Annotated in this window: 12 protein-coding genes; 6 read left to right on the forward strand and 6 right to left on the reverse strand. The window is 68.0% G+C overall.

Annotated features, from left to right (window positions below):
• Positions 1-67: 67 nt before the first annotated feature.
• A complete protein-coding gene (locus AB0D49_RS15420) occupies positions 68-940 on the reverse strand; it encodes a phosphatase PAP2 family protein (RefSeq protein ID WP_362756991.1) in 873 nt (290 codons plus the stop codon).
• A 166-nt stretch (positions 941-1106) separates the two neighbouring features.
• The gene (locus AB0D49_RS15425; RefSeq protein ID WP_362756994.1) at positions 1107-2141 is read right to left on the reverse strand and encodes a LacI family DNA-binding transcriptional regulator; all 1035 of its coding nucleotides are present in this window, start codon (positions 2139-2141) and stop codon (positions 1107-1109) included.
• A gap of 405 nt (positions 2142-2546) precedes the next feature.
• Between AB0D49_RS15425 and AB0D49_RS15430 the strand changes: the two genes are divergently transcribed.
• The 5 genes from AB0D49_RS15430 (at position 2547) to AB0D49_RS15450 (ending at position 9180) form a co-directional block, all read left to right on the forward strand.
• On the forward strand, positions 2547-3815 hold the full coding sequence (locus AB0D49_RS15430) for an extracellular solute-binding protein (RefSeq protein ID WP_362756997.1): 1269 nt from the start codon (positions 2547-2549) through the stop codon (positions 3813-3815).
• Positions 3816-3963: 148 nt separating this feature from the next.
• Positions 3964-4971, forward strand: coding sequence for a sugar ABC transporter permease (locus tag AB0D49_RS15435; protein WP_362757001.1), 1008 nt, complete (start codon positions 3964-3966; stop codon positions 4969-4971).
• 13 nt (positions 4972-4984) lie between these two features.
• Positions 4985-5902, forward strand: coding sequence for a sugar ABC transporter permease (locus tag AB0D49_RS15440; protein WP_362757004.1), 918 nt, complete (start codon positions 4985-4987; stop codon positions 5900-5902).
• A 68-nt stretch (positions 5903-5970) separates the two neighbouring features.
• Positions 5971-7635: a glycoside hydrolase family 13 protein gene (locus tag AB0D49_RS15445; protein WP_362757007.1), complete on the forward strand. Its 1665-nt coding sequence runs from the start codon at positions 5971-5973 to the stop codon at positions 7633-7635.
• A 171-nt stretch (positions 7636-7806) separates the two neighbouring features.
• Positions 7807-9180, forward strand: a complete 1374-nt coding sequence (locus AB0D49_RS15450) for an alpha-amylase family protein (protein ID WP_362757010.1) — start codon at positions 7807-7809, stop codon at positions 9178-9180.
• Positions 9181-9234: 54 nt separating this feature from the next.
• On the opposite strand, the gene AB0D49_RS15455 is transcribed toward AB0D49_RS15450, so the two are convergent.
• From AB0D49_RS15455 to AB0D49_RS15470, 4 genes are all read right to left on the reverse strand, one after another.
• Positions 9235-9438: a DUF397 domain-containing protein gene (locus AB0D49_RS15455; RefSeq protein ID WP_362757013.1), complete on the reverse strand. Its 204-nt coding sequence runs from the start codon at positions 9436-9438 to the stop codon at positions 9235-9237.
• 13 nt (positions 9439-9451) lie between these two features.
• Positions 9452-9655 (reverse strand): DUF397 domain-containing protein, encoded by a 204-nt coding sequence (locus AB0D49_RS15460; RefSeq protein WP_362757015.1) that lies wholly within the window; start codon positions 9653-9655, stop codon positions 9452-9454.
• A 174-nt stretch (positions 9656-9829) separates the two neighbouring features.
• On the reverse strand, positions 9830-10033 hold the full coding sequence (locus tag AB0D49_RS15465) for a DUF397 domain-containing protein (protein ID WP_362757018.1): 204 nt from the start codon (positions 10031-10033) through the stop codon (positions 9830-9832).
• A gap of 13 nt (positions 10034-10046) precedes the next feature.
• Entirely contained in the window at positions 10047-10913 is an 867-nt protein-coding gene (locus tag AB0D49_RS15470; RefSeq protein WP_362757021.1) for a helix-turn-helix transcriptional regulator, read from the reverse strand.
• Between the two features lie 241 nt (positions 10914-11154).
• Here AB0D49_RS15470 and AB0D49_RS15475 point away from each other — a divergent pair, with 241 nt between their 5' ends.
• Positions 11155-11799 (forward strand): ATP-binding protein, encoded by a 645-nt coding sequence (locus AB0D49_RS15475; RefSeq protein ID WP_362757023.1) that lies wholly within the window; start codon positions 11155-11157, stop codon positions 11797-11799.
• Positions 11800-12049 lie beyond the last annotated feature (250 nt).

The following is a 12049-nucleotide window of genomic DNA, read 5'->3' on the forward strand; positions in this document are numbered from 1 at the left end:
CCCAGGGGCGCGGGGAACTGCGCGACCAGCCACAACCCACCCGCACCCAACAACGCAACGCAGGCCACTACACCTGCTTAGGAAGCAGAACCTTCCCCTCAGGCACCACCTGAGGCAACCGATAAGGAAGCGCCCCGTACCACACCCGAGCCACCCCGAACCCGAACACCAGACACGCCACACCCCCCACCGCATCAAGCCAGAAGTGATTGGCCGTGGCGACGATCACCACAAGAGTCAACACCGGGTACACAAGCCCCAGCACCCGAACCCACGGCACGGAAGCCAACGCGAAGATCGTCAGCCCACACCACACCGACCACCCGATATGCATGGACGGCATCGCGGCGTACTGGTTCGACATGTTCTTCAGATCACCGGACGCCATCGACCCCCAGGTCTGATGCACCAGCACGGTGTCGATGAAGTCCACGCCGTTCATCAGCCGCGGCGGCGCGAGCGGATACAGGTAGTAACCGACCAGCGCCACACCCGTCGTGGCGAACAGCACCGTCCGGGTCGCCGCGTACCGCCCGGGATGCCACCGGTACAGCCACACCAGCACACCCAGCGTGACCACGAAGTGCAGCGTGGCGTAGTAGTAGTTCATCCCGACGATCAGCCAAGTCACCGAGTTCACGGCGTGGTTGACGGACTGCTCGACCGCGATCCCGAGCTGCTGCTCGGCCCGCCAGATCCAGTCCGCGTTCCGCAGCGCCTGCGCCTTCTGCTCCGGCACGGCGTTACGGATCAGTGAGTACGTCCAGTAACTCACCGCGATCAGCAGAATCTCGAACCACAACCGGGGCCGCCGTGGGGCACGCAACCGCCGCACAACCCCCCGCAGCCGCTCCCGGAACCCGCGGGGCGAGTCGTGCGCAACGGGGTGCGGAGAGACCTCTGTCCGGTCTTCCCTCGTCGTCACGGTCGTTTCACCCATGGGCACAGAGTCTGCCAGAAAAGACATCCTCGTCCGATCATCCCCTGGTCGGGTTCGGGCCGCATCCCCTCCGTCCCTGGGACGAGATTCCCCCTGATCAGCCTGTCCGGGTCGGCCCCAGGACGGTCCCTGACCAGCCCCTGATCCGGCGCTGACCAGCCCCTGGTCAGCCCCTCGCCCGCTCCCCGGGCGCCGAGGCCGTCGACCCCCGCACCACCAGCTCCGGCATGAACACGAACTCGCTGTGCGGCGCGGGCGTCCCGCCGATCTCCTCCAGCAGCGTGCGCACCGCGGCCTGGCCCATCGCCGGGACGGGCTTGCGGATGGTGGTGAGCGGCGGATCGGTGAACGCGATCAGCGGTGAGTCGTCGAACCCGACCACGGAGACATCGTCCGGCACCTCCAGGCCCTTCTGCCGCGCGGCCCGGATCGCGCCCAGCGCCATCATGTCGCTGGCGCACACCACGGCCGTGCAGTCCCGCTCGATCAGCGCGCTGGCCGCGGCCTGTCCGCCCTCCAGCGTGTACAGCGAGTGCTGGATCAGCTCGGCCTCGACGGTCCCCGTGGCGAGCCCCAACTGCTCGCTCATCGCCCGGACGAACCCCTCGATCTTCCGCTGCACCGGCACGAACCGCTTCGGCCCGAGCGCCAGCCCGATCCGGGTGTGGCCCAGCGACACCAGGTGGGTGACCGCCAGGGTCATCGCCGCCCGGTCGTCGGGGGAGATGAAGGGCGCCTGCACCCGCGGCGAGAAGCCGTCGACCAGTACATAGGGGACGCCCTGCGCGCGAAGCTGCTCGTAGCGCTGCATGTCGGCGGTGGTGTCGGCGTGCAGTCCGGAGACATAGATGATGCCGGACACCCCGCGGTCGACCAGCATCTCGGTCAGCTCGTCCTCGGTGGAGCCGCCGGGGGTCTGGGTGGCGAGCACCGGGGTGTAGCCCTGCCGGGTCAGCGCCTGGCCGATCACCTGGGCCAGCGCCGGGAAGATCGGGTTCTCCAGCTCCGGGGTGATCAGGCCCACCAGTCCGGCGCTGCGCTGCCGCAGCCGTACGGGGCGTTCGTAGCCCAGTACGTCGAGGGCGGCGAGCACGGACTGGCGGGTGGTGGCGGCGACGCCCGGCTTCCCGTTGAGGACCCGGCTGACGGTCGCCTCGCTCACCCCCGCCTGCGCTGCGATGTCGGCAAGCCGTGTGGTCACGCCTGAGGACTGTACCGGCCGTATCCCGCCTTGCGCACCAATCGGACGCCGGGCGCGGGCGGTTGCGCGTCCTGGGGCGGGTTGCTGCGGCATGGCGTCCCCTTGAGGTCGTGAGCGGTCGCTGCATGAAAGGTTCGGCAACAGCTTGCAGAGTCTTGCACAACACCGTACGCCCCTGACCAGCAACGGCAAGAGTGGGTCTCGTGAGGGGCAACGGGAGGTCACACCTGGATAACTTCCGAACCGTCTTGCACTTTTTTTCTGCAAGGTCTTTCGCAACGCTTACATCGCTGTTACGTTCACGACGCCCGACGGCGGCAGCAACGACGCGGTCGGCAAGTCGACAGGAGCGGTGGACGGGACCGCCCCTGGAGCCACTCGGGCTTTCACCCTCAAGGAGAACTCATGCGGCGTGGCATAGCGGCCACCGCGCTGGCGGCCTCCCTCGCCCTCGCGGCGACGGCCTGCGGCGGAAGCGACAGCGGCGACTCGGCGGACGGCCCGGTCACCATCACCTGGTGGGACACCTCCAACGCCACCAACGAGGCGCCGACGTACCAGGAGCTGGTCAAGGAGTTCGAGGCCGCCCACAAGGACATCAAGGTCAAGTACGTCAACGTCCCCTTCGACCAGGCGCAGAACAAGTTCGACACCGCCGCCGGTTCCAAGGGCGCCCCCGACGTGCTGCGCTCCGAGGTCGGCTGGACCCCCGCCTTCGCCAAGAAGGGCTTCTTCCTCCCGCTCGACGGCACCGAGGCCCTCGCCGACCAGGCGAAGTTCCAGCCCAGCCTGATCGAGCAGGCCACCTACGAGGACAAGGTCTACGGCGTCCCCTTCACCACGGACACCCTCGCCTTCGTCTACAACAAGGAACTCTTCGCGAAGGCCGGCGTCGAGGCGCCGAAGACCTGGGCCGAGCTGAAGACGGCCGCCGCCACCATCAAGGACAAGACCGGCGTCGACGGCTACTGGGGCTCCACCGCCGCGTACTACGCCCAGTCCTTCCTGTACGGCGAGGGCGCCGACACCGTCGACGCGACCGCCAAGAAGATCACCGTCACCTCGCCCGCCGCCAAGAAGGGCTATGAGACCTGGCAGGGCCTGTTCGACGGCAAGGGCCTGCACAAGGCCGACACCACCGCCGAGGCGTACGGCGCCATCCAGGACGCCTTCGTCAACGGCAAGGTCGCCTCGATCATCCAGGGCCCCTGGGAGATCACCAACTTCTACAAGGGCTCCGCGTTCGCCGACAAGAACAACCTCGGCATCGCCACCGTCCCGGCCGGTTCCAGCGGCAAGGCGGGCGCCCCGACCGGCGGCCACAACCTCTCCGTCTACGCCGGCTCCAGCGCGGACAAGCAGCAGGCGGCCCTGAAGTTCGTCAACTTCATGACCTCCGCCAAGGCGCAGGAGACCATCGCGCTGAAGAACTCCACGCTGCCGACCCGCGACGACGCCTACACCGCCGAGGTCAAGGCAGACCCCGGGATCGCCGGGTACCAGGGCGTCCTGCCCGCCGCCCAGCCGCGCCCGGCGCTGCCCGAGTACAGCTCGCTGTGGGGCCCGCTGGACGATGAGCTGCTGGCCGTCGCCGGGGGCAAGAAGTCCCTGGACGAGGGGCTCGACAGCGCCGAGACCGCCATCACCAAGCTGGTGCCCGACTTCAGCAAGTGAGCCCGGGTGGCCGCCGGACTCCCCAGTACCGGGGGAGGGGTCCGGCGGCCACCGGTCCGCGCGCCGCACTCCCGGCCCCGCCGCCCGGGGCCACTCCCGGCTCCGCCGCCCGGGGCCACCCCTTCGAGCCTCCAGAAGGTGCCGAACCATGACCGTCGCCATCGACCGAGCCACCGGCAAGCGGCTCGGTGACCGCGAGCCCCGCCGGCCAGGACCGGGCGGGCGCCTGAAGCGCAGCTGGCAGAAGTACTGGTACGCCTACGCGATGATCGCCCCGGTGGTCGTCGTACTGGGCACCATCGTGCTGTATCCGCTGGCCTACGGCTTCTATCTCACCCTCACCGACGCCAACAGCCTCAACACGGCCCGCACCATCGGTGTCAACGAGATCGCGGCGACCTACCAGTTCATCGGCCTGGACAACTACGCCGACATCCTCTGGGGCCCGACCGCCTACGACCGCTTCTGGTCGCACTTCGTCTGGACCATCTTCTGGACCGCCGCCTGTGTCTTCCTGCACTACACGATCGGTCTCGGCCTCGCCCTGCTGCTGAACCAGAAGCTGCGCGGACGGACCGTGTACCGGCTGCTGCTGGTGCTGCCATGGGCCGTGCCCACCTTCGTCACCGTCTTCGGCTGGCGGTTCATGCTGGCCGACGCCGGGATCATCAACATGGCCCTGGACGGCCTCGGCCTGCCCAGTCCGGCCTGGCTGGAGGACACCTTCTGGCAGCGGTTCGCCGCGATCATGGTGAACACCTGGTGCGGGGTCCCGTTCATGATGGTCTCGCTGCTCGGCGGCCTCCAGTCCATCGACACCACCCTGTACGAGGCGGCCGAGATGGACGGCGCCAACGCCTGGCAGCGGTTCCGCTACGTCACCGTCCCCGGACTGCGCTCGGTCAGCTCCACCGTCGTCCTGCTCGGGGTGATCTGGACGTTCAACCAGTTCGCGGTGATCTTCCTGCTGTTCGGCAACACCGCGCCCGACGCGCAGATCCTGGTCACCTGGGCCTATCAGCTCGGCTTCGGACAGCAGCCGCGCGACTTCGCGCAGTCCGCCGCCTACGGCATCCTCCTGCTGGCCATCCTGATCGTCTTCACCTCCTTCTACCGCCGCTGGCTGAACCGCAATGACCAGCAGCTCGCGATCTGAGGCAGGAGCCCCCATGAGTACGACCACCGCCCCGCAGCCCGCCGGAACGGACCCGTCCCCCGCCGCGTCCCCCGCCCCGGCGCCCCGCGCCACCCGCGGACGCGGCGCGTCCGGCCGCCTCGGGAACCTCGCCTCGCACGGCGTCCTCACCGTCGCCAGCCTGATCGCGGTGTTCCCGGTCGCCTGGCTGGTGTTCCTCTCCCTCGGCCCGGACAAGGACGACTATCTCCGCCCCGGCGGCATCTGGGCCAAGATGACCCTCGCCAACTACGGCCATGTCCTGACCGAGACCAACTTCTTCGACTGGCTGAAGAGTTCGCTGATCGTCTCGCTGGGCACCACGGTCATCGGCGTACTGATCGCCGCGACCACGGGCTACGCGGTGTCACGGATGCGCTTCCCCGGGTACAAGAAGTTCATGTGGGTACTGCTGGTGACCCAGATGTTCCCGGTCGCCGTCCTCATGGTCCCGATGTACCAGCTGCTCAGCGAACTCCAGCTCATCGACACCTACTTCGGCCTGATCCTGGTGTACTGCTCGACCGCCGTGCCGTACTGCGCCTGGCTGATGAAGGGCTACTTCGACACCATCCCCTTCGAGATCGACGAGGCGGGCCGGGTGGACGGCCTCTCCCCGTTCGGCACGTTCCTGCGGCTGATCCTGCCGCTGGCCCGGCCGGGCCTGGCCGTCGCCGCGTTCTACAGCTTCATCACCGCGTTCGGCGAGGTCGCCTTCGCCACCACGTTCCTGCTGGACGACGAGAAGTACACCTTCGCGGTGGGGCTCCAGAGCTTCGTCAGCGAGCACGACGCCCAGCGGAACCTGATGGCGGCGACCGCGGTCCTGATCGCGATCCCGGTCTCCGCGTTCTTCTACCTGGTACAGAAGAACCTGGTCACCGGGCTGACCGCCGGTGGGACCAAGGGATGAGGCAGTGCCCCCCCACATCCGCACACCCCTACGCCCGTTCCCCTGAACCCACGTCACACAAGGACGCCATGACCCAGCACCTCCCCGCGCCGCACACCGCCCTCGCCACCGCCGCCCGGCACCGCGACTGGTGGCGGGACGCGGTGATCTACCAGGTCTACCCGCGCAGCTTCGCCGACAGCAACGGCGACGGCATGGGCGACCTGGACGGCGTACGGTCCCGACTGCCGTATCTGCGCGATCTCGGCGTGGACGCGGTGTGGCTCAGCCCCTTCTACGCCTCCCCGCAGGCCGACGCCGGCTACGACGTGGCCGACTACCGGGCCGTCGACCCGATGTTCGGCACCCTGCTGGACGCCGACGCGCTGATCCGCGAGGCGCATGGACTCGGGCTGCGGATCATCGTGGACCTGGTCCCCAACCACTCCTCCGACCAGCATGAGTGGTTCAAGCGGGCGCTCGCCGACGGCCCCGGCTCGCCGCTGCGCGAGCGCTACCACTTCCGCCCCGGCAAGGGCGAGAACGGTGAGCTGCCGCCCAACGACTGGGAGTCCATCTTCGGCGGCCCGGCCTGGACCCGGGTCGCGGACGGCGAGTGGTATCTGCACCTCTTCGCCCCCGAGCAGCCCGACTTCAACTGGGAGCACCCGGCGGTCGGCGACGAGTTCCGCTCGATCCTGCGGTTCTGGCTGGACATGGGCGTCGACGGCTTCCGGATCGATGTGGCCCACGGCCTGGTGAAGGCGGACGGGCTGCCCGACCTGGGCGCGCACGACCAGCTGAAGCTGCTGGGCAACGACGCCATGCCGTTCTTCGACCAGGACGGTGTGCACGCCATCTACCGCGAGTGGCGGCTCGTACTGGACGAGTACGCGGGCGAGCGGATCTTCGTCGCCGAGGCGTGGACGCCGACCGTCGAGCGCACCGCGCACTACGTCCGCCCCGACGAGCTGCACCAGGCGTTCAACTTCCAGTACCTCAGCACCGCCTGGGACGCCGGGGAGCTGCGGACCGTCGTGGACCGCACCCTGGAAGCCATGCGCCCGGTCGGCGCCCCCGCCACCTGGGTGCTCTCCAACCACGATGTCACCCGGCACGCCACCCGGTTCGCCAACCCGCCCGGCCTCGGCACCCAGATCCGCAGCGCGGGCGACCGCGAGCTGGGCCTCAGACGCGCCCGCGCCGCGAGCCTGCTGATGCTGGCGCTGCCCGGCTCCGCCTATGTCTACCAGGGCGAGGAACTCGGCCTGCCGGACGTGGTGGACCTGCCCGACGAGGTGCGCCAGGACCCGGCGTACTTCCGGGGCGAGGGCCAGGACGGCTTCCGCGACGGCTGCCGGGTGCCGATCCCCTGGACCCGCACCGGCCCGGCGTACGGCTTCGGCGCCGGGAGCAGCTGGCTGCCGCAGCCGGAGGGCTGGGGCGAGCTGAGCGTCGAGGCGCAGAGCGGGGTGGCGGGCTCGACCCTGGAGCTGTACCGCGCGGCGCTGGCGATCCGCCGCTCCGAGCGGGACCTCGGCGCGGGCGACACGGTGGAGTGGCTGCGGGCGCCCGAAGGCGTACTGGCGTTCCGGCGCGGCGGCTTCGTCTGCGTCGCCAACACCACCGCCGAGTCGGTGACCGTACCGGCGTACGGGCCGCTGCTGCTCACCAGCGGTGAGGTGGGCGAGGCGGACGGCGAGACCAAGGTCCCAGGCGACACCACGGTGTGGTTCGGAGCACCGGCCGCATAACGCGGCACCCGGCAGAGAACTTCTTCGCTCAACTTCCGTCGGCCCGCTGCCCTTTTGGACAGCGGGCCTCTACCATCTGGCCACTGCAAGCATTTTTGACGACTTGCAGAAAACACCTTCAACGTGGCACACCCGCCCAGCTCACCCCTTCAACGGTGAAGGAACCCCCACATGGCCAGCAGAATCGTTTCCGGCGCGCTCGCGCTGGCGGCGGCCGGAGCCTTCCTCGCGCCCGGCACCGCCCAGGCGTCCCCGCCCGGCACCAAGGACGTCACCGCCGTCCTGTTCGAGTGGAACTTCGCCTCGGTCGCCCGCGAGTGCACCAGCCGCCTGGGCCCGGCCGGTTACGGCTACGTCCAGGTCTCCCCGCCCGCCGAGCACATCCAGGGCGGCCAGTGGTGGACCTCGTACCAGCCGGTCAGCTACAAGATCGCCGGACGCCTGGGCGACCGCACCGCCTTCCAGAACATGGTGAACACCTGTCACGCGGCCGGGGTCAAGGTCGTCGTGGACAGCGTGATCAACCACATGTCGGCGGGCGGCGGCACCGGCACCGGCGGCTCGTCGTACAGCAAGTACACCTACCCAGGGCTGTACTCCTCCTACGACTTCGACAACTGCACGGGCCAGATCTCCAACTACCAGGACCGCTGGAACGTCCAGCACTGCGAACTGGTGGGCCTGGCCGACCTGGACACCGGGGAGGAGTACGTCCGGGGCGCCATCGCCCGCTACCTCAACGACCTGCTCTCCCTCGGCGTGGACGGCTTCCGCATCGACGCGGCCAAGCACATACCGGCCGCCGACCTGGCGAACATCAAGTCCCGGCTGACCAACCCGTCCGCCTACTGGAAGCAGGAGGTCATCTACGGCGCGGGGGAGGCCGTCCAGCCCACCGAGTACACGGGCAACGGGGACGTCCAGGAGTTCCGCTACGCCTACGACCTCAAACGGGTCTTCAACAACGAGAACCTCGCCTATCTGAAGAACTACGGCGAGGGCTGGGGCTATATGAGCAGCGGCGTCTCGGGGGTCTTCGTGGACAACCACGACACCGAGCGCAACGGCTCCACGCTCAGCTACAAGGACAACGCGAACTACACCCTGGCGAATGTCTTCATGCTGGCCTGGCCTTACGGGGCGCCCGACATCAACTCCGGTTACGAGTTCACCGACCATGACGCCGGACCGCCGAACGGGGGCCAGGTGAACGCCTGCTGGGTCAGTGGCTGGAAGTGCCAGCACGCCTGGCCCGAGATAGAGCGCATGGTCGCGTTCCGCAACGCCACGCGGGGTCAGGCGGTGACGAACTGGTGGGACAACGGGGCGGACGCGATCGCCTTTGGCCGGGGCAGTAAGGGTTTCGTGGCCATCAACCACGAGTCCGGCGCGCTCACCCGCACCTACCAGACCTCGCTGCCGGCCGGTACGTACTGCAATGTGCAGAGCGGTTCTGCGGTGACGGTGAACGGCTCGGGGCAGGTGACGGCGACGCTCGGCTCGAACACGGCGCTGGCGATCTACGCGGGCAAGAGTGGTTGCTGACCCGCGTGAGGTGGGGCCCTTGGAGTTCGCGGAACGCCGAGGGCCCCGGTACGGCTAGACGAGGCCGCGCTTGACGCCGTCGAGGAAGGCGGCCCACGTGGCGACCGGGAAGACGAAGGCGCCGTGGGCGGGGGCCTTGCTGTCACGGACGGCGGTGGCCGGGCCGGTCAGGGGGAGGGTCTCCACGCACTGGGCGTTCCCTCCGTCGCTGTGGCTGCTTTTCTTCCAGCCATCGGCCGGGAGGTCTGTGCGAAACATTAGGGTCCTCGCTTCAGTCCGGGTGGTCGGCTTTCAGGTTCTCAACGAACACGTCGAAGGCGCTGGCCGACATGGGGACATGCCCCCGGGTGATGTCCTTGGAGTCGCGGAAGGCGGTGATTCCCGGGACAGCGGCAACCTCTACGCAGTTGTTGCCGCCACTGGAGTAGGTGCTCTTTATGAACACGGCGGTGCTGAGGTTGCTCTGGGTCATCATGCGTAGGGTCCTTTGATCGCGTCGGTGACCAACTATGCGAAACGTCCCAGTCCGCATCGTCCCCCGAGCGGCGGAGGTTGTCAGCGATGCCTGTTCGGCCAGACGCGAGAACGACAAAGGGAGCCCCGGAGGGCTCCCTTTCAGTTGCTCTGGTGCTGTGGCTGAATATTTCGCCTACACGAGGTCATTCTTGATGCCTTGTATGAACATCTCCCAGGCGGCTGACGGGAAGGTGAACGCGCCGAGCGCCCGAGCCTTGGAGTCGCCGACGGCGATCAGGCCGTTCCGGGTGGGCTGGGTCTCCAGGCACTGGTCGTGGGTGTCACCGCTGTAGCTCGACTTGCTCCACAGGCTGACAGGAAGGTCGTGGCGCATCATCAGTCATGCCTCACTACTTGGTGTCATGGTCTTGCGCAATCCTGGAGACCAGCTCCATGGACTGTCGTGACGATAGGGCGGAAGCCCGGATGCGGTCAAAGGACCTCCGGTAAGCCTCTACGGGGCTTGCTTCCTCCAAGTAGAGCGCGCCTTCAAGGTATTCAAGACCTACTACATCCAGCTCCATGGGATCGGGATAGCTGTAGATCGTGAATGGCCCTTCGAAACCGGCGTAGGTGCCCTGCGAGTAGGGGACGATCTGCACACCCACTCCCGGCCGGGTGGCTGCCTCAACGAGGTGTCGCAGCTGGTTGGACATGATCTGAGGACTGCCGACCTCACGGTGGAGTACGGCTTCATCGAGTACGCAGAGGTACTGAGGCGCGTCGGGGCGGTCGAAGATGGCCTGCCGCTCCATACGGAAGTTGACGCTGGTCTCGATCTCCAGGTCGGGAGTGTGGCGGCCGGAGCCGCGGATGACCGCCTCGGCGTACTCCCGTGTCTGAAGGAGCCCCGGTATCACCATGGTGTGGAACGCGTAGATCCGTACCGCGTCGGCCTCAAGGGTGAGGCGCTGCTGAAAGTCGGGGCTGAGTACGCCGCTGTACTGCTGCCACCAGCTCTTCTTCCGACTTTCCCGCGCCAGGGTGAGCAACGCCGAGACCACTCGTTCGTCTGCCACTGAATAGAGCTTGCACAGCTCCTTGATCTCCAGCGGCCGGATGCCCTGACGCCCGTTCTCTATGCGGGAGATCTTCGTCTTGTCGCCGTCGATCGCCGCCCCGGCGTCGTTCATGCCGACCTTGGCGGCCTCACGGAGCCGCCGCAGTTCAGAACCGAGCTTGCGTCGCCGCACTGTCGGGCGCGGATGCGCTGCCACCTTCACTCCTCCACGACTGGTGATGTACCTGGACAGTGTGCCGGACACCACGGCCTCCAACACCACTTCTCCGGCAGGTCGTTGACCCACCTCTCAGGAATCTGCAACATTGCGATTCTTCTTGTTGCGAAAGTACCCGATGGTCGTGCACTCTGTTGCCGGAGGACCTGGTGCTAGGTCCAACTCGGTTGTTTGGCACAGGTGTTCGCGTTCCTGGATGCCTGGTCGTCAAGGAGGTCGGATGCACGCAGAAACGGTCGAGATGCCCCCCAGCGCCCGCTGGCCCTTCACCTCCCTCACCCCCCAAGTCGTCCCCGGCGTCCGGCGTGACGTCCGCCGGAGGATCACCGGTTGGGGCTACGTCGCCGACGACACCGCCCTGGTCGTCACGGAGTTGCTCGCCAACGTGGTCCGCCACGCGAACGGCCGTTGCGTGCTCACCGTCGGTGTCGAGGACGGCGAGATCCTGGTGGCCTGCGCCGACACCTGCCCGCGTAGGCCCCGGCTTCGGGAGCCGGACTGGGAGAGCGGCACGGGTCGCGGTATGCGGCTCATCGCCGGGGCGTCCCTCGCCTGGGGCTGTGAGCCGCTCGCGGGCGGAAAGCGGGTGTGGGTGCGGCTGAGCGCGATTCCGCTACCGCGCCTCCGGGTCACCGCCCGCGAGGACATGGCCCGTGCCTTACGTGGCGAGGAGCCCGCGCGTGTCATCGACCGCTGCTGGTTCGGATGCGGCCGTGCGGATGTTCCCGGTGTGCTCACCGGCGTGGCGTCCTCCGACTTCGGCGACGCCCAGATGTTCGCCTGCGCCAGGTGCGTCGGACGGCTTTCGCGGTGGATTCACGAAGACGTGCTGAGGGGCGACGAGGAGGGCTTGAGCGCGAGGTAGCGCGGACCGTCGCATCCCCGCACCACCACCCTCCGGCTGTGCCGGAAGCCCCGCACGGCGTCCCGTGCACGCCCCTCGGTCGCCGCCCATTGCTGAAATTTCTTTCCCCTTCTTGCAGACCTCTTGCAGCAACGCTTTCTTCGGCGATACGGTCACCGGACCCCGGCAGGGGGGAGCCCCCCCGCCCCCCTTGCCGCGGTCCCAGGGTTCGGACCCGGTGAGCCGTAGTCGCTGAGCCGTAGTCGCAAGG

Source organism: Streptomyces sp. NPDC048290 (assembly GCF_040652095.1).
Lineage (GTDB): Bacteria > Actinomycetota > Actinomycetes > Streptomycetales > Streptomycetaceae > Streptomyces.

Bases quoted from the DNA above. Each gene is read 5' to 3' on its own strand.
- AB0D49_RS15420 (WP_362756991.1), bottom strand. From the start codon at position 940: ATGGGTGAAACGACCGTGACGACGAGGGAAGACCGGACAGAGGTCTCT.
- AB0D49_RS15430 (WP_362756997.1), top strand. From the start codon at position 2,547: ATGCGGCGTGGCATAGCGGCCACCGCGCTGGCGGCCTCCCTCGCCCTC.
- AB0D49_RS15435 (WP_362757001.1), top strand. From the start codon at position 3,964: ATGACCGTCGCCATCGACCGAGCCACCGGCAAGCGGCTCGGTGACCGC.
- AB0D49_RS15440 (WP_362757004.1), top strand. From the start codon at position 4,985: ATGAGTACGACCACCGCCCCGCAGCCCGCCGGAACGGACCCGTCCCCC.
- AB0D49_RS15445 (WP_362757007.1), top strand. From the start codon at position 5,971: ATGACCCAGCACCTCCCCGCGCCGCACACCGCCCTCGCCACCGCCGCC.
- AB0D49_RS15450 (WP_362757010.1), top strand. From the start codon at position 7,807: ATGGCCAGCAGAATCGTTTCCGGCGCGCTCGCGCTGGCGGCGGCCGGA.
- AB0D49_RS15455 (WP_362757013.1), bottom strand. From the start codon at position 9,438: ATGTTTCGCACAGACCTCCCGGCCGATGGCTGGAAGAAAAGCAGCCAC.
- AB0D49_RS15460 (WP_362757015.1), bottom strand. From the start codon at position 9,655: ATGATGACCCAGAGCAACCTCAGCACCGCCGTGTTCATAAAGAGCACC.
- AB0D49_RS15465 (WP_362757018.1), bottom strand. From the start codon at position 10,033: ATGATGCGCCACGACCTTCCTGTCAGCCTGTGGAGCAAGTCGAGCTAC.
- AB0D49_RS15475 (WP_362757023.1), top strand. From the start codon at position 11,155: ATGCACGCAGAAACGGTCGAGATGCCCCCCAGCGCCCGCTGGCCCTTC.